Origin of the sequence: Luteibacter sp. UNCMF331Sha3.1 (assembly GCF_900109915.1) — a bacterium.
In the GTDB taxonomy this organism is placed as follows: domain Bacteria; phylum Pseudomonadota; class Gammaproteobacteria; order Xanthomonadales; family Rhodanobacteraceae; genus Luteibacter.
In genome coordinates this window covers 288,341-309,259 of the sequence record NZ_FOBU01000002.1, presented here as the reverse complement: position 1 = coordinate 309,259, position 20,919 = coordinate 288,341, and the positions used below count along the sequence as shown (strand labels likewise).

19 protein-coding genes are annotated in these 20,919 nt (G+C 68.6%); 8 read left to right on the top strand and 11 right to left on the bottom strand.

The features are described 5' to 3' along the window. Nucleotides 1-285: 285 nt before the first annotated feature. The 4 genes from zwf to recQ all read right to left on the bottom strand — a co-directional run bounded on the left by zwf (nucleotide 286) and on the right by recQ (nucleotide 7,778). Complete coding sequence (gene zwf, locus BMX32_RS09670; RefSeq protein WP_089978011.1) at nucleotides 286-2,079, bottom strand: glucose-6-phosphate dehydrogenase; 1,794 nt, start codon at nucleotides 2,077-2,079, stop codon at nucleotides 286-288. Further along, a complete protein-coding gene (locus BMX32_RS09665) occupies nucleotides 2,076-3,902 on the bottom strand; it encodes a glycoside hydrolase family 15 protein (RefSeq protein ID WP_089978008.1) in 1,827 nt (608 codons plus the stop codon). Before BMX32_RS09665 ends, zwf begins: the two co-directional genes overlap by 4 nt. 194 nt (nucleotides 3,903-4,096) lie before the next feature. Further along, complete coding sequence (gene ybaL, locus BMX32_RS09660; RefSeq protein WP_089978004.1) at nucleotides 4,097-5,752, bottom strand: YbaL family putative K(+) efflux transporter; 1,656 nt, start codon at nucleotides 5,750-5,752, stop codon at nucleotides 4,097-4,099. A 208-nt stretch (nucleotides 5,753-5,960) separates the two neighbouring features. After that, on the bottom strand, nucleotides 5,961-7,778 hold the full coding sequence (gene recQ / locus BMX32_RS09655; protein WP_089978001.1) for a DNA helicase RecQ: 1,818 nt from the start codon (nucleotides 7,776-7,778) through the stop codon (nucleotides 5,961-5,963). 179 nt (nucleotides 7,779-7,957) lie between these two features. Here recQ and BMX32_RS09650 point away from each other — a divergent pair, with 179 nt between their 5' ends. Next, complete coding sequence (locus BMX32_RS09650) at nucleotides 7,958-8,239, top strand: hypothetical protein (protein WP_089977997.1); 282 nt, start codon at nucleotides 7,958-7,960, stop codon at nucleotides 8,237-8,239. Here the strand turns inward: BMX32_RS09650 and BMX32_RS09645 are convergent. Further along, nucleotides 8,236-8,607, bottom strand: a complete 372-nt coding sequence (locus BMX32_RS09645) for an MGMT family protein (protein WP_089980172.1) — start codon at nucleotides 8,605-8,607, stop codon at nucleotides 8,236-8,238. The genes BMX32_RS09650 and BMX32_RS09645 overlap by 4 nt on opposite strands. A 74-nt stretch (nucleotides 8,608-8,681) precedes the next feature. Between BMX32_RS09645 and BMX32_RS09640 the strand changes: the two genes are divergently transcribed. Then, nucleotides 8,682-9,086, top strand: coding sequence for a hypothetical protein (locus BMX32_RS09640; protein WP_089977994.1), 405 nt, complete (start codon nucleotides 8,682-8,684; stop codon nucleotides 9,084-9,086). A gap of 463 nt (nucleotides 9,087-9,549) precedes the next feature. On the opposite strand, the gene BMX32_RS09635 is transcribed toward BMX32_RS09640, so the two are convergent. Both BMX32_RS09635 and BMX32_RS09630 read right to left on the bottom strand, forming a co-directional pair. Beyond that, nucleotides 9,550-10,674 carry an inorganic phosphate transporter gene (locus BMX32_RS09635; protein ID WP_089977989.1) on the bottom strand — a complete coding sequence of 375 codons (1,125 nt, stop codon included), beginning with the start codon at nucleotides 10,672-10,674 and terminating at the stop codon, nucleotides 9,550-9,552. Nucleotides 10,675-10,687: 13 nt separating this feature from the next. After that, nucleotides 10,688-11,317 carry a DUF47 domain-containing protein gene (locus tag BMX32_RS09630; protein ID WP_089977982.1) on the bottom strand — a complete coding sequence of 210 codons (630 nt, stop codon included), beginning with the start codon at nucleotides 11,315-11,317 and terminating at the stop codon, nucleotides 10,688-10,690. Nucleotides 11,318-11,443: 126 nt separating this feature from the next. Between BMX32_RS09630 and BMX32_RS09625 the strand changes: the two genes are divergently transcribed. After that, nucleotides 11,444-12,763: a hemolysin family protein gene (locus BMX32_RS09625; protein ID WP_089977979.1), complete on the top strand. Its 1,320-nt coding sequence runs from the start codon at nucleotides 11,444-11,446 to the stop codon at nucleotides 12,761-12,763. A 49-nt stretch (nucleotides 12,764-12,812) separates the two neighbouring features. After that, entirely contained in the window at nucleotides 12,813-13,421 is a 609-nt protein-coding gene (locus tag BMX32_RS09620; RefSeq protein WP_170843624.1) for an exopolysaccharide biosynthesis protein, read from the top strand. A 123-nt stretch (nucleotides 13,422-13,544) separates the two neighbouring features. Here the strand turns inward: BMX32_RS09620 and BMX32_RS09615 are convergent, their stop codons facing one another. After that, entirely contained in the window at nucleotides 13,545-14,309 is a 765-nt protein-coding gene (locus tag BMX32_RS09615; protein WP_089977974.1) for an RNA methyltransferase, read from the bottom strand. A gap of 133 nt (nucleotides 14,310-14,442) precedes the next feature. Here BMX32_RS09615 and BMX32_RS09610 point away from each other — a divergent pair, with 133 nt between their 5' ends. Then, a complete protein-coding gene (locus BMX32_RS09610) occupies nucleotides 14,443-15,246 on the top strand; it encodes an inositol monophosphatase family protein (RefSeq protein ID WP_089977971.1) in 804 nt (267 codons plus the stop codon). A 30-nt stretch (nucleotides 15,247-15,276) separates the two neighbouring features. On the opposite strand, the gene hda is transcribed toward BMX32_RS09610, so the two are convergent. The 3 genes from hda to BMX32_RS09595 form a co-directional block, all read right to left on the bottom strand. Next, nucleotides 15,277-15,978, bottom strand: coding sequence for a DnaA regulatory inactivator Hda (gene hda, locus BMX32_RS09605; protein WP_089977968.1), 702 nt, complete (start codon nucleotides 15,976-15,978; stop codon nucleotides 15,277-15,279). Next, entirely contained in the window at nucleotides 15,975-17,132 is a 1,158-nt protein-coding gene (locus tag BMX32_RS09600; protein WP_089977965.1) for an AI-2E family transporter, read from the bottom strand. Before BMX32_RS09600 ends, hda begins: the two co-directional genes overlap by 4 nt. Before the next feature lie 97 nt (nucleotides 17,133-17,229). After that, entirely contained in the window at nucleotides 17,230-18,216 is a 987-nt protein-coding gene (locus BMX32_RS09595; protein ID WP_089977962.1) for a DUF2066 domain-containing protein, read from the bottom strand. A 137-nt stretch (nucleotides 18,217-18,353) separates the two neighbouring features. Here BMX32_RS09595 and purM point away from each other — a divergent pair, with 137 nt between their 5' ends. The 3 genes from purM to BMX32_RS09580 all read left to right on the top strand — a co-directional run bounded on the left by purM (nucleotide 18,354) and on the right by BMX32_RS09580 (nucleotide 20,884). After that, entirely contained in the window at nucleotides 18,354-19,391 is a 1,038-nt protein-coding gene (gene purM / locus BMX32_RS09590) for a phosphoribosylformylglycinamidine cyclo-ligase (RefSeq protein ID WP_089977959.1), read from the top strand. An 8-nt stretch (nucleotides 19,392-19,399) separates the two neighbouring features. After that, the gene (gene purN, locus BMX32_RS09585; protein ID WP_089977956.1) at nucleotides 19,400-20,047 is read left to right on the top strand and encodes a phosphoribosylglycinamide formyltransferase; all 648 of its coding nucleotides are present in this window, start codon (nucleotides 19,400-19,402) and stop codon (nucleotides 20,045-20,047) included. A gap of 138 nt (nucleotides 20,048-20,185) precedes the next feature. Continuing rightward, nucleotides 20,186-20,884, top strand: a complete 699-nt coding sequence (locus tag BMX32_RS09580; RefSeq protein ID WP_089977953.1) for a DUF3108 domain-containing protein — start codon at nucleotides 20,186-20,188, stop codon at nucleotides 20,882-20,884. Nucleotides 20,885-20,919: the final 35 nt, after the last annotated feature.

Below are 20,919 nucleotides of genomic sequence, written 5' to 3'. Positions count from 1 at the left end.
TTAAGTGGTTTAGGAAATATCGAAAATACTGCGGTGCGCCATAGCCGCTTACCGGTTTGGATCGATCCATGCCCTCCCCAGAGGCACGATGGATCGTCCTAAAGCACCGGACGGAAAGCACTTTTCAGGGGATATTGCCGGGTCGCGCGTCGGCGTCGCCGGGATTGCTGCGATGCAGCGAAGATTCACGCGCCGGAAGCGGCGAGTTTTTTTGTATCTGCCGCGGGCCGCCGCCCCTTGCAGGAGCCGCCATGGCGACTCCTGCAAGGGGAGGACCGGAAGCCGTTACTTCCCGCGCCGCCGTGCCGTGGCCGTCTTGCTGGCGACCAGCTTCTTCGCCGCCGCCTTCTTCGGTGCCGCCTTCTTGGTCGCCACTTTCTTGGCGGTCGCCTTCTTCGCCGGCACGGCCTTCTTGACCGATGTGCTGCGCAGGGCCTTCCTGACCGCCGCGCCCTTCTTCGCGGCCCGACGCACCGGCGCGTTCTCCGCAGGCGCCGTGTCGACCTTCGGCTTCGCCGCACGACGCGATGTCGGCTCCGTCGACGTGTTCAGCGGGCGCCACGAACGGCCCCCGAGCGCCAGCAACGTGTCCGCCGACGCCGGACCCGCGCTGCCGGACGCATAGTTCGGGAAGTCGGCCGGGGAGCGCTGCGCCCAGTCGTCGAGGATCGGCTGCACCGCGCGCCAGCAGGCTTCGACCATGTCGGCACGCTGGAAGAGCGTCGCGTCGCCGGTCATGCAGTCGTAGAGCAGCGTTTCGTAGCCCACGTTCGGCTCGGCGCGGAACCAGTCGGCGTACTTGAAATCCATGCGGACGGGCGCGAGCTCGACGCGCGGGCCGGGCCGCTTGACGTCGAACTGCAGCGAGATGCCCTCGTCGGGCTGGATCTGCAGCACGAGCCAGTCCGGACCGAAGGCGTCCATCCCGGTGCCGCGGAACGGCGCGAACGGCGCGGACTTGAAGCGGATCGCGATCTCGGTGGTACGCCGGCCCATGTGCTTGCCGGTGCGCAGGTAGAACGGCACGCCCGACCAGCGCCAGGTGTCGATCGACAGCTTCATCGCCACGAACGTCTCCGTGACCGAATCCGGCGCGACGTTCGGCTCGTCGCGGTAGGAAATCGCCAGCTGGCCGTTCACGGCGCCGGGCCCGTACTGACCGCGCACGGCGTCTTCGGGCTGGATCGGCCGGATGGCCTCGATCGTCTCGGCCTTGCGCGTGCGCACGGCTTCGGCGTCGAAGGAGGTCGGCGGCTCCATCGCGACCATCGCGAGCAGCTGGAACAGGTGGTTGGGCACCATGTCGCGCAGTGCGCCGGTCTGCTCGTAGAACGAACCACGGCGCTCGACACCGACGGTTTCGGCGACGGTGATCTGCACGTGGTCGATGCGGTCGCGGTTCCAGATCGGCTCGAACAGGCCGTTGGCGAAGCGGAACGCCATGATGTTCTGCACCGTTTCCTTGCCGAGGAAATGGTCGATGCGATAGATCTGGTCCTCGCGCAGCACCTTCAGGATGCGCTCGTTGAGCGAATGGGCCGAGGCGAGGTCGTGACCGAACGGCTTTTCGATGATCACGCGGCGCCAGAACGGACCGTCGTGGCCGCCGTCGTCGACCAGGCCCGCGTCGCGCAGCTTCTCGATGACGTCGCCGAAGAAGCGCTCCGGCGTGGCGAGGTAGAACAGCACGTTGCCCTTCGTACCGCGCCGGCGCTCGGCGTCGCGCAGCTTCACGCCAAGGCTCTGGAACGCCGAGAGGTCGTCGAAGTCGCCGGCGTGGTAGCTCATCTGGCCGCTCAGCCAGCCCCAGGCTTCCTCGTCGAGCTTGCCGCCCGAGTTCGAGACGAAGCGCTCCAGCGACGTGCGCAGGCTGCCCCGCCACGCGTTGTCGGTCATCTTGCCGTGGTTGAAGCCGATCACGTTGAAGTTGTCGGACAACAGACCGGTGCGGCGCATGTTGTAGAGCGCAGGCACGACGAGGCGGCTCGTGAGGTCGCCGGCGGCGCCGAAAATGACGACGGTACACGGGTCGGCCGGATGAGCGCGGGACGTGGCGCGCTTCGGTTGGGCTTGGCTCATGCACGTACTCCTTGGGGATCGAGGGATTCGGGGGTGGCGTGGACATCCGCCGTCGCGCTGTAACCGTGCGCGAGGGAGAAAGCGGCATTAATCAACGCCACGTGCGAAAAGGCTTGTGGGAAATTGCCCAGCAGCCGCTTCGAACGGGGATCGTACTCCTCCGCGAGCAGGCCGAGGTCGTTCGTCAGCCCGGCGAGGCGCACGAACAGCGCGCGCGCTTCGTCCAGGCGACCGAGGAGCACGTAGTTCTCCACCAGCCAGAAGCTGCACGGCAGGAACTCGCCCTCGCCCGGCGGCAGTCCGTCCACACCGCTGCGCGTGTCGTAGCGACGGACGAAGCCCTCCACCAGCAGATCCTCTTCGATCGCCCGGACCGTCGCGGCGATGCGTGGATCGTCGGGTGGCAGGAAATCGGTGAGCGTGACGAGCAGCAGGCTGGCATCGAGTTCTTTCGAACCGTACGACTGGGTGAAACACCCGCGTTCGGGGTCGACACCCTTGGCGAGGATGTCGGCACGGATCTCGTCGGCCACCGCCTGCCAGCGGCGGGTGAAAGCGGGATCGCGGCCTTGCCTGTCCTGCTCCGCGGCGCGCTGGAACGCGAGCCAGGCCATCACCTTCGAGTGCACGAAATGACGCGGCTCGCCGCGGATCTCCCAGATGCCTTCGTCCGGCGAGCGCCAGATCTGCTCCAGGTGCTCGAGGAACACGGCCTGCACCTCGTCGGCTTCCGGTTGCAGCGTGACGCCGTGGCGGATGGCGTGGGCGAACGCCCCGACCAGTTCGCCGAAGATGTCGAGCTGGAACTGCACCGAGGCGGCGTTGCCGATGCGTACCGGCTTCGACCCCTCGTACCCCGCCAGCCACGGCACCTCGAATTCCTCGAGGCGACGTTCGCCGGCCAGGCCGTAGAGCACCTGCAGCTGACCCGGCGAGCCGGCCACCGCGCGACGCACCCAGTCGCGCCATGCGCTGGCCTCGTCGTGGTAACCGGCGTTGACGAGCGCGGAGAGGACGAACGTGGCATCGCGCGCCCAGCAGAACCGGTAGTCCCAGTTGCGCTGGCCGCCGAGCTGCTCCGGCAGCGACGTCGTCGGCGCGGCGACGATGCCCCCGGTCGGCAGGTAACTGAGGCCCTTCAGCACCACGAGCGAACGGCGCACGATGTCGCTCCATTCGCCGGAATCGTTGCAGCGGGCCGACCAGTCCTTCCAGAAGGCGAGCGTCTCGTCGAGCGCGGCGGACGCGTCGCGTGGCGCCGGCGGCGGCAGGTGCGACGGACCCCATGTCAGCATGAAGGGCACGGACTCGCCCTGCCCCACCGCGAAGCGCGACGTGCTGTGCATGCCCTCGCCTTCGAACGACACCGGGCTGCGGATCGCCAGCAGATCCGGTCCGGCGACCGCCGTGGTGGTTTCGTCGTCGACGCGACTCACCCAGGGCACCGCGTTGCCGTAATCGAAGCGGATGGTCAGCACGGTTTCGAAATCCACGCGCCCCTCGATGCCCTCGACGATGCGCGCGATGCCGACCTCGTCGCCGGCCATCGGCATGAAGTCGGTCACGCGCGCGCGACCGGTGGCGGTTTGCCACTCGGTCTCCAGCACGAGGCTGCCGTCGATGTAACGACGGGTGCACGTCGCATCGGGATCCGCGGGCGCGACGCGCCAGCGACCGTTGTCCTCGTCGCCGATCAGTGCCGCGAAGCTCGACGCCGAATCGAATCGCGGAAGGCATGCCCAGTCGATCGACCCGTTCCGGGCCACCAGTGCCGCGCTACGGCAGTTGCCGAGCATCGCGTAGTCTTCGATCCGGGATGCCATGCTGTCCTCGCCAGGTTGTGAGCCATCCCTTAAACGGTAGCGACGACGGTGTTAGGCCGGCGTATCGATCGGTGGCGGATCTTGCCGCGCCTTGCAGGGCCGTGCGGAGAATCCCGCGAGAAACCGCCTGAAAGCATTGCGGTAGCGGCCATCGCCGCTCCCACGACGATGATCCTCGCAACTGCCGCCCGTCCTCAATGCCCGTGCGACTCCCGCTTCGGCTGCGCCGCTTCGAACATGCTGCGCGCCAGTTCCTGCTCGCCATAGATCACTTCGCTCGCGCCAAGGCCCGACAGGTGACCGACGCAGTCCGGCGAATGCGCTCGCGCGACGATGGGCAGGTCCGGACGCAACGCGCGCGCGGCACGCACCACCTGCCCGCCTTCGAACGGATCCGGGACGGCGACGATCAGGGCGCGCGCACCGGCGATGTTCGCCTCCGCGAGCACGGGCGCCGACGCCGCGTTGCCGATCACGAGTTCCACGTCGCCGCGTTCCCGCAGGTCGCGCACCGCGTCTTCGTCTGACTCGATCACCAGGGTGCGCGCACCCGTGGCTTGCAGTTCGGCGAGCACGCGGCGACCGACGCGGCCGTGGCCGACCAGCACGGTGTGCCCCGCGATGGCGTCGGGATGATCGTCGGGCGCATCGGCGTCGTGCTTCGCGATCCAGCGATCGAGGGCGGCGAAGAGGAGCGGATTGACGAGGATGGACACGATGGCCGCGGCGAGGAGGATGTCGCGCCCCTGCGCGCTGAGCAGGCCGAGCGACACGCCGAGGCCCGCGAGGATGAAGGAGAACTCGCCGATCTGCGCGAGGCTGGTCGCGATGGTGAGGGCGGTTTTCGTCGGGCGTCCGAACAGGCGCACGATGGCGAACGCCGCCACGGATTTGCCGATGACGATGATCAGGCAGGCGGCGAGCACCACCCACGGTCGCTCCACGAGGATGTGCGGATTGAAGAGCATGCCGATCGACACGAAGAACAGCACGGCGAAGGCATCGCGCAACGGCAGCGTTTCTTCGGCCGCGCGCTGCGACAGTTTCGACTCTCCCATCATCATGCCGGCGAAGAACGCGCCGAGCTCGAACGAGACGTCGAAGAGGTGCGCCGCGCCGAAGGCGACGCCCAGCGCGATGGCCAGCACCGCGAGGCGGAACAGCTCGCGCGAGCCGCTTGCCGCCACCGCCTGCAGCATCCAGGGGATAAGGCGCTTGCCGACGATGAGCATGAGGGCGACGAAGACGACGACCTTGCCGATCGTCCACGCCACGGTCTCGACCAGCGCACCGACGCTCGGTGTGGTGCCACCCTGCTCCGCGCCGAGGAAGCCGCCGATCGCGGGCAACAGGACCAGCGCGAGGACCATCGCGAGATCCTCCACGATGAGCCAGCCCACCGCGATGCGACCGCGATCGCTGTCGAGCAGGCGACGCTCCTCCATCGCACGCAACAACACGACGGTGCTGGCGACCGACAGCGCGAGACCGAAGACGAATCCTTCCGCCACGGGCCAGCCGAGGCCCCACGCGAGCAACATGCCGAGACCGGTCGCCACGGCCATCTGCACGGCGGCGCCGGGAATGGAGATCGCCTTGACCGCGAGCAGGTCCTTCAGCGAGAAGTGCAGGCCCACGCCGAACATCAGCAGGATCACGCCAAGATCGGCGAGCTCTTGCGCGATACCCGCGTCGGCGACGTAGCCCGGCGTGAACGGACCGGCGACCACGCCCGCGACGAGATAGCCCGCCAGCACCGGCAGCCGCAATCGATGCGCGATGGCACCGAAGAAGAAAGCGAGAACGAGACCACCGACGATGGTGGCGATGAGTGGCGTGGCGTCGTGCATGGGCGGCTCCCCGAGTCGTCGTTGGCCGCGGTCACAACCACGGCATGCACCCTTGTCTCGTCACGTCGTGAATCGCGAACGTATCGAATGGGTCGTCCCAAAAGCATTGGGGACGAACCGGGGGGCATGCAAGCGGCACCCGCACGAAAATCCCATGAAATCGTGCGTTTTCAGAATTACCTCATAACGAGGGCCGCCGCCAGTCGCGTCAGCCGGCGGCGGTCAGCACCGCGAGGAAATCCTTGCCGTAGCGCTTGAGCTTGTTCTCGCCCACGCCGCTGATCGACGCGAGCTCCTCTTCGTCTCCGGGCAGCGCACGCAGCATCGCCAGCAAGGTCGCGTCGTGGAAGATGACGTAAGCCGGCACGCCGTGCTGGCGGGCCAGCTCCGCACGCACGCGGCGCAGTTCGTTCCACAGCGGCTGCTCGATCTCCTCGATGCCCAGCGATGCGCCGGCCGCCGCGGGCGTGCCGCGCGACGACGTGCGCCGCCCCTTCGCGGGACGCGCATCCTCGCGTAGCCATACCTTGCGCTCGCCCTTGAGCACCGGTCCGCTGGTGGCCGACAGGCGCAGCGTGCCGTAGCCCTCGGGATCGGCTTCGATGAGGCCGGCGGCGAGCAGCTGGCGGAACACCGACCGCCACTGCGTGGCATCGGCATCGGCGCCCTTCGCGAACACGCTGAGCTTGTCGTGGCCGAGTTCGCGCACGCGTTCGCTCGCCTCGCCGCGCAGGATGTCGATCAGGTGACCCGCGCCAAAGCGCTGGCCGCTGCGGTAGATGCACGACATCGCTTTCTGCGCGGCGACGGTGGCGTCCCACGTCTTCGGCGGCACGAGGCAGTTGTCGCAGTTGCCGCAGGGCTCGGGGTAGATCTCCGCGAACGCCTCGAGCAGCAGCTGGCGCCGGCAGCGCGTCGCCTCGGCATAGCCGAGAAGGGAGTCGAGCTTGAGCCGCTCGATCCGCTTGCGATCGTCGCCCGCTTCGGACTGGGAGATCATCTGGCTCATGGTGACGACGTCGCCGAGCCCGTAGACCATCCATGCCTCGGCCGGCAGGCCATCGCGGCCCGCACGCCCGGTTTCCTGGTAGTAGCCTTCCATGCTGCGCGGCAGGTCGAGGTGCGCGACGAACCGCACGTCGGGCTTGTCGATGCCCATGCCGAACGCGACCGTCGCCACCATCACCACGCCGTCCTCGCGCAGGAATCGCTGCTGGTGGCGCGTGCGCGTCTCGGCATCGAGGCCCGCGTGGTACGGCAGGGCTTCGACGCCGGCCTCCGCGAGCCAGGCGGCCGTCTCGTCCACCTTGCGGCGGCTGAGGCAATACACGATGCCGGCCTCGCCCCGATGCGCGTCGAGGAAGTCGACGAGCTGGCGGCGCGCGTTCTGCCGGGGTGCGACGCGATAGCGGATGTTGGGGCGGTCGAAACTGGAGACGAAACGCCGGGCCTCGTGCAGGCCCAGCCGCTCGACGATCTCCTCTCGCGTGCGGTCGTCGGCGGTGGCAGTGAGCGCGATGCGCGGTACTTCGGGAAACCGTTCGTGCAACAGCGCGAGGCCGCGGTATTCGGGCCGGAAGTCGTGACCCCACTGCGAGACGCAATGCGCCTCGTCGATGGCGAAGAGCGCGATGGGGATCCGGTCGAGCAATGCGAGGAATCGGCCGGTCAGCAGACGCTCGGGCGCGACGTAGAGCATGTCGAGGTCGCCGGCGAGGAGGAGATCTTCGACCTCGCGCTGGGTCGCGGCATCCAGGCTCGAGTTGAGATAACGGGCCCGTACGCCGGCCTCGGTCAGGGCATCGACCTGGTCCTGCATCAGGGCGATCAACGGCGAAATCACGATGCCCGTGCCGTGGCGCATCAGCGCCGGAATCTGGAAGCAGAGGGATTTACCGCCGCCGGTGGGCATCAGCACGAGGGCGTCGCCGCCACCGGCGACTTCCTCGACGATGGCCTGCTGCTGGCCACGGAAGCCCGGATAGCCGAATACGGAGTGAAGAAGGTCGAGAGCCTGAGACTGCATCCGCCCATGCTAACAAACCGGTACCCGGCCCCGGCAGTGAGACGGTCGCTGAACGAGGTGAAGGCCTACACCGATTTGCGACGAAGGTTGTTTTCTTCTGGACCGCATCGGCAGCTAATGAAGCCGGGCACCTCGCCCACCGACAATGCGTTCCACATCCTTCTAGAGGGGGGGATCCCATGAACAGAGCGCTCTCGACGACGGCCCTCGCGGCCATCCTTTTCATGCTCGCGCCTGCTGCGCCCGCCGGTGTCGTCGCGTTTCGCGGCGCGATCGTCGAAGAGGGCTGTGCGGTACGGGATCAAAGGCTGGCGTGCCCGCCGGGTCACCCGATCGACGCCCGGCTGGAGCGATTCGACGCCGACGCCGCCCGCCGGCACCTGCGCGCCCCGCTCTTCGCCTACGCGGTGACCCGCGAGCCCGAGCGCTCGTGGCGGCTGATCGAAGTCACGTATCGCTAGTCCGCGAATCCCCAGATCGCTCGATCGAGGTCGTGGTCCAGGCCGAAGGCGCTCATCGGCACCTTGCCATCCTTCACCACCACGCCCTCGGCCCTGAGGCGTCTGCACTGTTCGCGGAACCCGGCGGTTCCGGCGGGAATACCGATCCTCCCGTCCGCCCGGAGCACCCGGTGCCACGGCAGATCGAGGCGATTCGGAGCGTCGCCCAGCACGCGTCCGATGAGGCGCGCGCGGCCGGGATAGCCCGCCCGCGCCGCGATCGCGCCGTAGCTCGCCACGCGTCCGCGCGGTATGGCGGCCACGGCCTCGATGATCCGTCGCGCCCGCAGGGCGCGGTCATCGTCAACGTCGTCGGAATCGTCGCTCATGGTGGTTTCGTGCATGTCCGCCGGAACCGTTGAGCGTACCATCGGGCTTCCCCACGACGGACCTATGGACGGCCATGCGACACTTCGAGGCGATTCGCTCCCATGTCGGCGCCATCCACCGGCTGCGACAGAACGAACCCTATCTCATCAGCTTCGACCTGGAGCTGCCGGACGGCCGGCATCAGGGGATCTACCTCGCGGAGCTGGAAGACGGCGAAGGCCGCCGCTTCCTGCGCCTGTCGACGCCGATCGGCCCGCTGGCAGGCGTCGACGCCCGCCGCTGCCTCCGCTTCAACTGGGAACAGCGCACCGGCTACCTCGCCGAAGCCGACCTCGACGGCTCACCGTTCCTGCATCTGTGCGAGAACCGCCCCTACGACTACCTCGACGAGCACGAGCTCGCCCGCCTGATCGAAGAACTGGGCGCGACCGGCGATCAGCTCGAGCAGGTGGTCAACGGCGAGGCCGACGCGCTCTGAATCGGCGCGCGCTCACGATAACCGCTGCTACGAGAGTCGGGCTTTCTCCGTGGGAGCGGCCTCGGCCGCGATGGGAGCTCGCGGCAGGCCCATCGCGGCCAAGGCCGCTCCCACACGAGCTCGCCGCTATAGCGGCTCCTACACAGCCGCTTGCCTCGCGGATTGGCAGAGCCGTCGGCCGCCGCCCTCGGCGCGACTTGCGGAACCGAGCGCGGCGAGCGGATCAGGCCCGCAGGGGGCCGGCCCGGACGGCCGGCCGTTTTCGTCGAGGCAGGAGCCGAGTCGAAAACCCCCGCTCGCCGCGCGGGCGCGCAGGGGCGTCAGCCATAAGACACGGCCGCGCAGCGGCATCCTTTCCCAAGCGACGGTGAAGCCCGGAGCGCCGAGGGCGGTGGCCGACGGCTCTTCGCGATAGCGCGAGGCAAAACGCGATGGCGCAAGCCGAGCCGTCAACAACACCCCATCAAAAGAACCAATGCCCCAGCTTCACCAGGCCATAGCCGAGCCCCGCCGTGATCGGCAGCGTGAGAATCCACGCCCACACCATGCGTTCGACGACCGACCAACGGATGGCGTTGAAGCGCTTCGCCGCGCCGACGCCCATGATCGAGGCCGAGACGTTGTGCGTGGTCGAGACGGGCACGCCGAGCATCGACGCCGTGAGGATGACCGCGGCCGAGCTGCCTTCCGCGGCGAAGCCGTTGATCGGATGCAGCTTCACCATCTTGTGGCCGAGGGTCTTGATGATGCGCCAGCCGCCGCCGGCGGTGCCGCCGGCCATCGTGAGCGCGCAGACCACCTTGACCCAGACCGGAATCGGGAAGCCACCCGCGGCCGCGGGATCGTGTGGAATCCGCAGGAAATGCAGCATGGTCGGCAGGTGGTCGAACTGACCCGCGGCCGTGGCGCCGGCAAGCGCCAGCGCGATGATGCCCATGCTCTTCTGCGCGTCGTTCATGCCGTGGGAGAGACCCATGGCGCTCGCCGACAGGATCTGCGCCTTGCCGAAGAAGCTGTTGACGAAGGGCGTGCGGCCAAAACGACGCAGCGGCCCCTTGCGACTGGAGAAGAACCCGAGCAGCGCGTACAGGCCGCCCATGATCGCGAAGCCGATCACGAAGCCGAGAAAGGGCGAGACGATCATCGGCACGATGACCTTGGGCACGACGCCCTTGCCCAGCCACCAGTGCGCCCCGCCCTGCCACCAGATGATGGAGTGCAGGTTGTCGCCGGCCGCGGCGAGCGCGGCGCCGCACAGGCCACCGACCAGTGCGTGACTGGAGCTCGACGGCAGGCCGAGCCACCAGGTGATGAGGTTCCAGATCGTGGCGCCGAGCAGCGCGCTGATCAGCAGGTGCGAGCCGACCTCCACGACACCGGTGTCGATCAGGCCCGACGCGATGGTGGCGGCGACCGCCGTGCCCCACAGGGCACCGGCGAGGTTGGTCACCGCCGCGAGCAGCACCGCCTGGCCCGGGGTGAGTACCTTCGTGGCGACCACGGTGGCGATCGAGTTCGCCGTGTCGTGGAAGCCATTGATGTAGGTGAACGCGAGTGCGATCAGGACGACCGCAATGACCATGCTCATGGGACGCCCGCCGTCAGGAGTTCTTGAGCACGATGGAATAGACCACGTTGCCCACGTCGCGGCACTTGTCGACGGCCTTTTCGACCAGCTCGAAGAGATCCTTCGCGAGGATCGCCTTGAGCGGATCCGAGCCTTCGGCGTAGAGCGTGCGGTACGGATCGAGCAGCAGGCGATCGGCCTCGGACTCGAGCGCCTGCAGCTGATCGCGCAGTTTCTTCACCGGATCGATCTTCAGCCCATGGCGCAGCTGGCCGATCATGGCCACCACGACGTCGGCCGAGCGCTCGAGCAGCGCGGCGCGCTGGCCGAAATCGATACCGTGCAGACGGTCACCCACGATGACGTAGCGTTCCGCGAACTTTTCGATCGTCTTCGGGATCTTGTATAGCGCGGAATTCAGCGCCTCGATGTCCTCGCGGTCGAGCGCGGTGACGAACGTGTTCACCAGTTCCTCGCCGATCTGCCCGTGCAGCGCCTTCTCCCGGGCACGCGCGGTGCTGAAGGCGGCCATCACCGGGGTGCGGTCGGTCTGGGTCACGAGTTCGTGCATGGCCCGGGCGCTTTCGCGGGCAGCCTCGGCGCTCGCTTCGAGCAGCCCGTAGAACTTGTCGCCCTTACCGAAGATCGTCTGGAGTGAAAACATGGGGTCGCCTGGGGGAACCTGGGGGAATTGTGACGCTAATGTTACCGGACTGGCCGCCGGCATGGGCTCACCGGTCGTCCGCGATCTTCCACGACCCGGACGGTGCATCTGCTATATAAGCCCGGCATGCTCAGCGAACTCCTCCTCCTACTCGTCCTGTCCCTCGGCAACGCGTTCTTCGCGCTGTCCGAAATGTCCGTGGTGGCCTCGCGCAAGAGCCGCCTGAAGCAGATGGCCCGCGACAGCCGCCGCGCCCGCGTCGCCCTGCAGCTCGCCGAGGCGCCGGAACGTTTCCTTTCGACCGTGCAGGTCGGGATGACCCTTATCATCCTGGTCACGGGTGCCGTGGCCGGCGACCGCCTGGGCGAGCATTTCGCCGAGATCGTGCATGGCGACGCCCCCACCTGGTTCGAGCCCTGGTCGCGCGCCCTGGGGTGGCTCATCGGGTTCCTGCTCATGTCACTGGTGCAGATCGTGATCGGCGAGCTGGTGCCGAAGCGCGCCGCGCTCTCGGCGCCGGAGCGCATCGCCTGCCAGATCGCCATGCCGATGCTGGTGATTTCCCGGATCACGCTCCCGATGGTCTGGCTGCTCAACCACCTCTCGACGGGCATCCTGCGGGTCATGAACCTGCACCGGACCGCGGCCGGCGCGGCGACGGAAGAGGAGATCCGGCTGCTCGTGGCCGAAAGCGCCGAACAGGGCATCCTGGACAGCGACGAGCGCAACATGGTCAACCGCGTGCTCAGGCTGGGCGACCGCACGGTGGGTTCGGTGATGACGCCGCGCATGAAGATCGCCTGGCTGGACGTCGACGCGTCCCGCGAGGACAACCTCGAAACGCTGCGGCACTCCCAGTTCTCGCGCTATCCCGTCTACCGGCGGGACGAGAGCGAGGTGGTGGGCACCGTCGAGGTCAAGTCGCTGATCGGCTCGCTGGAGCGCGGCCCGGTGGATCTCTTCGGCCACGTGAGCCGGCCGCTCTTCGTACCCGCCGCCGCCCGCGCCCTCGACCTGCTCGAAGCCTTCCGCGACGCCGACACCCAGCTCGCGCTGGCGGTCGACGAATACGGCGACATCGAAGGACTGGTCACGCTCAACGACCTGCTCACGGCGGTGGTCGGCGCCACCGCGCCGGCCGCGGACGACGTGGCCCACGAGGGCCCGATCCTCCGTCGCGAGGACGGCAGCTGGCTGATCGACGGCTCGCTGCCCGCCGACGATCTTCGCGAGCTGCTCCAGCTGGACCGCCTGCCCAACGAGGAAGAGCACGATTTCCGCACCGTGGCCGGCATGGTCACCACGCAGTTCGGCCACATCCCGCGTGCCGGCGAGTCGTTCGTCTGGCAGGGAAACCGCTTCGAGGTCGTCGACATGGATGGCGCGCGCATCGACAAGGTGCTGGTCGGCAGCGTCGGCACCGACGAGATCGCCGCCGCGGAGTAAACCGGCGCGATTCAATGCCGGTTCAAGCCCGTCCGGCGACAGTCGGACCATGACACCCAAGGAACCCCGCGAGGACAAGACCGCCGCCCTGCTCAGGGCCGCGCTCATGTCGGCGCCCGGCGAACGCATCACCGTGGAGCAGCTGCTCGAGCCGCTGCGGCGTCGCGCGTTCGGTTTCCTGCTGCTGTTGCTGGCGATCCCGAATTTCATTCCCGTGCCGCTCGGCATCGGCGGCGTCATGGGCGTGCTGGTCGTCGCGCTCGGGCTCGAGATGCTGATCGGGCTGGAACATCCCTGGATACCGGGCTTCCTGCGCCGGCGCACGATGTCGCGCGAGGGCCTGCTGCGCTTCCTCGACCGGATCGCGCCCGTGACCCAGCGGCTCGAGCGCATCTGCAAGCCGCGCATGCAGCGGCTCACGCGGCGCCCTTTCACCTTCGTCTCCGGCGCGATCATGATCCTCATCGGCATCCTGCTCGCCCTGCCGATACCGTTCACCAACTACGTGTTCGGCGCGATGCTGATCGCTTTCGCATTCGCGCTGGTCGAGCGCGACGGCGCGCTGCTGCTCGCGGTGTGGACGACGACCGTGATCGTGGTGGTCGCATCGGCCACCTTCAGCCGCGCGCTGGCGGGGCTATTTCGCGATCTCTTCTAGCGCGGCCAGCAATGCCTCGCTTTGGCGGGCCCACGGCGATGCGCTCGCTTCGCCGGGCGTGAGATCGAGCCCCCGGGAACCGGGGACGTGGGAACCGTCGTGCGCCGGTATGACGGCCTGGGGTCAGTCGCCCTTGTGGGCGATCTCCGCCATGCGCTGGGCGTCGGCCAGGATGCCGTGCAGGATGCGCAGCTCGCGCAGCTCCGGACGGGCGCGCAGGAAGAGCTTGCGCAGTTTGAGCATGATCGTGGTCGGCGAGCGGCCCTTGTGGAACTCGATGTCGTCGAGCATCTGGCCCAGATGGGTGAAGAAGCGTTCGAGCTGCTCCGCGTCCGCGGGCACCTCGTCCGGATCCGCCTCGACGGGCGCGGTCACCTGCTCGTCGGCCAGCAGGGCCGTGCGAAGTTCGTAGGCGACCACCTGCACGGCCTGCGACAGATTGAGCGAACTGAAGTCGTCGACGCTGGGGATGCGCACCATGGCATGGCAGCGCGACAGCTCGTCGTTTTCCAGCCCCGTGCGCTCGTTGCCGAAGACCAGCGCCACCTGCTCGCCGCGTCGCGCCGCGGCGATCGCCTGGGCGGCGCCTTCGCGGGGATCGAGCTCCGGGAGGTTCACGCCGCGGCGCCGCGCCGACAGGCCCAGCGCGAAGGTGGTCCCGGCGAGGCCCGCGACGAGATCGTCGTGGATCGCGGCGGCGGCCAGCACGTCGTCGGCGCCGGCGGCCAGGGCCGTGGCCTCCGGATCGGGGAAGCGGTGCGGCGCCACGAGGGTCAGCCGGTCGAAGCCCATCGTGCGGATCGCTCGCGCCGCCGAGCCGATATTGCCCGAGTGCGACGTGCGGACGAGGACGAAACGAAGGCGGTCGTGAAGCTCGGAAAGGGCCATGGGCGGCGGGCGGCTGACGGAAGGACCGGAAAGTCTACAACGCCAACGACTTGGGCGAGGGCCGGTGCGGTGCTAAACTTCGCGACCGACGCGGCCCGACCGCTTCCCCTGTTCTTTTGCCAAGCCGATCCCCATGCCAAGACCCGCCGTCAACGTCGCGGCGCGCGCCGCGCGCTCCGCAGGAAACATCATCCTGCGCTACATGAATCGCATCGAAGGCCTCACGGTCGTCGAGAAGCAGCGGATGGACTTCGCCACCGAGGTCGATCGCCTCGCGGAGGCCGAGATCGTCAAGGAACTCCGCCGCGCCTACCCCACCCACGCCATCCTCGGCGAGGAGTCGGGCCAGATCGGCAAGGGCCCGCTCACCTGGGTGATCGATCCGCTCGACGGCACCCACAACTACCTCCGCGGCATCCCGCATTTCTGCGTGTCGATCGCCCTCGTCGAAAAGGGCGAGCCGGTCTACGGCGTGGTGTTCGATCCCCTGCGCGATGAGCTCTTCACCGCCAGCAAGGGCGACGGCGCCTACCTCAACGATCGACGCATCCGCGTCGGCAAGCGCGAAGGCCTGTCCGGCGCGCTGATCGCCACGGGTTACCCGTACCGCGCGCGCAACCACCTCGAAGCGCAGCTGGCGATGACGGCCGAGCTTCTGAAGGAAGCCGAAGACATCCGCCGGATGGGCTCGGCGGCGCTCGACCTCGCCTACGTGGCCGCCGGCCGCGTCGACGGTTTCTTCGAGCCGGGACTCAACGTGTGGGACATCGCCGCGGGCGCCCTGCTCGTGCGCGAAGCCGGCGGCGTCTACGGCGATTTCGCCGGTCGCGAAGGCCTGCCGGAGAACGGCAACATCATCGCCGCCAACCACAAGGTGGCCGCCGCCATGACGACCGTCATCGGCGCGAACGCGACGGCTCGCCTCCTGCAGGCATAAGCGTCGGCTCGCGACGCCACGGCTGCGACGTCAGCCGTGGCCGTCGCGAAGCAGGTTGCGCAGGAACGGCACGGTGACGCGCCGCTGCGCGGCGAGCGATGCGCGATCCAGCGTGTCGAGCAGATCCAGCAACGTCCCCAGGTCCCGCGCGTGATGGGCGAAAAGCCAGTCGAGCACGACGTCGTCGAGTTCGATGCCACGCGCGCCGGCCTGTTCGCGCAGCACGTCGCGACGCTCCGCGTCGGCGAGCGGTTTCAGCACCGCCTGCGTGAGCGATCCGAGACGCGAACGCAGGTCGGGCAGCGCGATGTCGAGTGCGACCGGCGCGGCCGTGCCGGAAAACAGCAGCGTGCACCCCTCGGCGCGGTAGCGGTTGAACGTGTCGAACAACGCGTGTTCGGCATCGGCCTCGCCCGCGATCGAATCGATATCGTCGATGGCCAGCACGTCGCTGCCGGCCATCGCGCGGATGGCGTCGGCGCGCGAGCCGCGCAGCCCCGCCAGCGGCAGGTATTGCGCCGTGCGGCCGGCATCGATGGCCGCCTGACATGCGGCGATCAGCAGATGCGTCCGGCCACTGCCGACGGGCCCCGCCACGAACACCCAGGGCGCCGACGCATCGACGGCCGCCGCTCGCAGGGCCTCGACCGCCGGCGCGTTCTCGCCGGGATGGAAATGCTCGAAGCGCTGGCGACGCGGCCAGCGCAGTGCGAGGGGAAGCTGGGTCGTCATGGACCGCCTTCACCGGGCAAGGGGCGCGGACTGCGTGCTTCCACGCTGACCTCGACATCGATCTCTACCGGCGCGTCCGCGTCGGAACTCACGGGCCCGCCGGTGTAGAGCTCGCTCTCGCGATAGCGCGTGAACACGTAGCGCATCAGCACGACGACGACCGACGCCGCCGGCAACGCGAGAAGCACGCCGAGGAAACCGAAGAGGTGGCCACCCGCCAGGACCGCGAAGATCACGGCCACCGGATGCAGGCCGATCTTGCCGCCGACGAGGCGCGGCACCAGCACGTAACCTTCGAGCAGCTGGCCAACGGTGAACACCACCGCCACGAGAATGACGTGCAGCCAGTCGCCATACTGGACCAGCGCGGCGATCAGCGCGGCGACGAAGCCGATCATGAAGCCAAGGTACGGCACGAAGCTGAGCAGGCCCGCGACCATGCCGATGAGCGGACCGATCGAGATGCCGACGAGCGTCAGGCCCAGGCCGTAAAACACCCCGAGCGCGAGCATGACCAGCAGCTGGCCGCGCACGAAGGCGCCGAGCACCTGATCGGACTCGCGCGACAGGCGCACGACCGTCGGCTCGATCGAGCGCGGCAGCATGCGCTGGATGTGCGCGATCATCGTGTCCCAGTCGCGCAGCAGGTAGAACGCCACCACCGGCACGAGCACGGCATTCGTGAGCCAGGTGACGATGCCCATGCCGGACTGCGTGACCTTGGCGACGGTCTTCGCCGCGATGCTGCCCACCGATCCGATGTGTTCGCGCACGGTCGCGAGGAGGCGATCGGTATCGAAGACGTTGGGGTCGAGGCGCAGACGGGTCTGGATCCACGGCAGCGCGGTGCCGCGCACCCAGTCGACGTAGCGCGGCAGGTTCTCCGACAGGTTTTCGAACTGGTGCTGGATGAGCGGGATCAGCAGGAGCAGCACGCCGATCACCACCAGCGATAGCACGGTGAAAACGATGCTGACGGCCCACGTGCGGCCCATGCCCAGTCGCTGCAGACGGTCGGCCAGCGGGTCGCCCAGATAGGCCAGCATCGCCGCGAGGGCGAAGGGCATCAGGACCGGGGCCAGCAGCCAGATGACGAAGATGATGACGGCGCTGATCGCGAGCAGTTGCCAGCGGCGCGAGGTGTCGTGAGTCATGCGAGTCCAGGTTCGTCGTTGAGGCCCGCGGCCATGGTCCCTGGGCGCGGGTGATGCGATTGTCGCGGATCGCCCCCGTTTGGGCGAATCGGCGCGGTCAGGGCACCCAGCGAACCGCCAGGTCGGCCCCGTCGTGGCCATCGGCCGCGAGGATGTGGCCGCCCGAGGCGTAGCCGGCGACGAGGCGCGCCAGCGGCGCGGTGGCGCTCACGGCGAGCAACACGCCATCCGCCGTCGCGCCGACCGGGGCGACCGTCTTCACCGAGGGGTCGTTCTGGAACGTGGCGAGGAGGCCGGCGTAGTCGTGCGCCGAACGCAGGCCCGACACCCAGATCCTGCCGCTCGCACTGCCGCCCTGCGTGGCCGCGAACTGGCGGTCCAGCTTGTCGGCCATGGCGTTCGCGCCGTTGGTCAGCAACGCGGCGCGCGCCTCTCCACTGTCCTGCCAGCTGGACGTACGACCCGCGGACACCAGCGTCCAGTCCGTCTGGCCGTCGCCGATCCGCCCCACCAGCACCACGCCGGTGTTGTACTGGCGCGCCACCGTGGCGACGGCTGCGGCATCGCCGGTGGCGAGGGCGTTCACGTCGGGGTTCGAGCCGTCCTTCGGGACGACGATGGCATAGCCGCGCGCGTCGGCCATCTGCGCCAGCGGCGCGAGATCCTGCTGGCCGAGAAGCCTGCCGGAGGCGTCGCGGGCCACCACCAGTACGGGGGCCTTCGGTGCGGCGACGGCGGCGTCGCCGACGGCAAGCACACGGCGGATGGCACCCGGATCGAACACGATGTCGAGGCTCAGCGGTGCGCCGTTGGCGCCGTTCGTGCGGGCGTACTGGTACTGCTGCACCAGGCCGCCGGGCTGTTTCATCGCGTCGGCGAAGCCGGGCTTGCCGCGCGGATCGGCCCCATTGGAGGCCCGGGCGAGCACCTGCGTCAGACCGGTCGCGAAGGCCTGATCGCGTACCGCGGCGCTCGTATCGGCCACCGGCACGGTCACCGTGTAGATCGACGTCTGCGCGACGGCCACGCCGAAGCTGGCCATCACGAGGAACAGCAGGGAGGCGATGAGGCGGGCTGGGCGCATGGTCTGGGGTCGCTTTCGTGAAGACGGGCAGTCTGCCGAAACCTTGCCATGCCGTCCATCGAGACGGCGTGCAGGGCGGGGCCGGCGGGCCGCATGCTGTTATCATGCGCGGTTTCCAATACGCGCCGGTACCGCTTATGTCCTCCGACCAGGGCTCCCTCACCTACCGCGACGCTGGCGTCGACATCGATGCCGGCAATGCCCTCGTCGAGCGCATCAAGCCGCTGGTGAAGCGCACGTTCCGCCCGGAGGTGATGGGCGGGCTCGGCGGCTTCGGCGGTCTGTTCGACCTCTCCGGTAAATACAGGGAGCCGGTGCTGGTCTCCGGCACGGATGGCGTGGGCACCAAGCTCAAGCTCGCCCAGCAGCTCGGCCGCCACGACACGATCGGCATCGATCTCGTCGGCATGTGCGTCAACGACGTCCTGGTCCAGGGCGCCGAGCCGCTCTTCTTCCTCGACTATTTCGCCACGGGCAAGCTCGACGTCGACACGGCCGCGTCGGTCGTGGGTGGCATCGCGCGCGGCTGCGAACTGGCGGGCTGCGCGTTGATCGGCGGCGAGACCGCCGAGATGCCGGACATGTACCCGCCGGGCGAATACGACCTGGCCGGCTTCACCGTGGGCGCGGTCGAGAAGTCGGCGATGAACGACGGCTCGTCCATCGTGGCCGGCGACGTGATCCTCGGCGTCGCGTCCTCGGGCCCGCACTCGAACGGCTACTCGCTGATCCGCCGGATCCTCGAGCGCGCCGGCTCGCCGCTGGATGCCGAGGTCGGCGGCGTGAAGCTGATCGACGCGCTGATGGCGCCGACCACCATCTACGTCAAACCGATGCTCGAGCTGATCGGCAAGGTCGACGTCCACGGCATGGCGCACATCACGGGCGGCGGCCTCACCGAGAACATCATCCGCGTCGTGCCCGAGGGCCTTGGCCTGTCGATCGACGCGTCGGCATGGGAACTGCCGCCCGTGTTCCAGTGGCTGCAGCGTGAAGGCAACGTCGCCCGCGAAGAGATGTGGCGCACGTTCAACTGCGGTATCGGCTTCACGGTGCTGCTCGCAAAGGACCAGGTCGACGCCGCGAAGGCCGCGCTATCGGCGCATGGCCTCGCCAGCTGGACCATCGGCTCCGTCGTCGTCGCCTCGGGCGACGAGCGCGTCCACATCGCCTGATCGCGGTCATGGGTCGTCCCCTGCGCGTCGCCGCGCTCGCCTCCGGGCGCGGCAGCAACCTCGCCGCGCTCATCGCGGCCCGCGACAGCGGGCGCCTGCCCGTGGAGTTCACGCTGGTCGGTAGCGACAAGGCACAGGCGGGCGCACTCGCCATCGCCGCGGCGGCGGGCATTCCCACCGTTTCGCTCAGCCCGAAGGATTACGCCACCCGCGCCGACTTCGACGCGGCGCTGTTCGGCCGCGTCGCCGACAGTGGCGCCGACCTCCTGGTGCTCGCGGGCTACATGCGCATCGTCGACGCCGCCGTCGTCTCGGCGTGGGAAGGCCGCGCGATCAACGTACACCCCTCCCTGCTGCCCAAGTACCGTGGACTGCATACGCATCGCCGCTGCCTCGACGCCGGCGATACCGAACACGGCGCCAGCGTGCACTTCGTCACCGCCGAACTGGACGGCGGCCCGGTCGTCGCCCAGGCGCGCATCCCCGTGCACGCGGGCGACACCGAGGCCGACCTGGCGGAACGTCTGCTGATCGAAGAACACAAGCTGCTGCCAGCCGTGATCGGGGCGATCGCATCGGGCAGGCTCGGCTGGGCCGGCGGCCCGGTGTTCGATGGGGTGGCGCTTGATCGACCGCTGGATCTCGCCTCGCTCTGACGGCGTGACCAGCGCATCGGTGGGAGCCAGCCTGCTGGCGATGGGTGCTTGCCGCGAGCACCCATCGCCAGCAGGCTGGCTCCCACCAGAGCCCTCGCCGTCGCCCGGCATTCAGCCGTGGTGGCTAAACTCGGCAGCATGAAGACCACCACCCTGCTCCGCGCCGGCTTCGCGCTGGCCCTCGCCCTGCCCGTCGCCGCCTTCGCCGCGAACGTGCCGCAGACCTTCACGGCCACGTACAACGTGCTGCAGGGCGACAGCCCGCTCGGCACGGCGACGATCCACCTCGCGCCCGCCGGCGGCGGGCAGTTCGTCTACACGAACCAGAGCAAGGGCACGGCCGGACTCGCGGCGATGCTCGGCGTCAGCGCCTCCGAAACCTCGCGCTTCACCTGGGCGGGCAACGTGCCGCAGCTGGTGAGCTACACGTACGCGATGGAAGGCTTCAAGCCGAAGACCCGCGACGTCACGGTGCAGGGCGCGACCGTGCAGGTGCAGGACAACAAGAAGAGCTACAGCTATCCCGTGCAGCCGGGCATGGTCGACCGCAACACGCTGCCGCTGGCCCTGGGCGTCGCGCTCGGCGCCGGGAAGAAGGACATCACGATGCCCGTCGCGGTGAAGCAGGCGGTGGAAAGCCAGCAGTTCAAGGCCGCCGGCAACGAGCAGGTCAAGGTCACGGCCGGCACGTTCAACGCCGTGCGCGTCGACCGCGTCGACGAGAAGAAGGGCTTCACCGCGTGGTACGTGCCGGCGAAATACCCGGTGCCGGTGAAGCTCGCGCAGACCGACGGCGGCGACCTCACGCTCGAGCTGGTCAGCTACAGCACGAAGTAATCGGTGGGAGCCAGCCTGCTGGCTCCCACCCAATC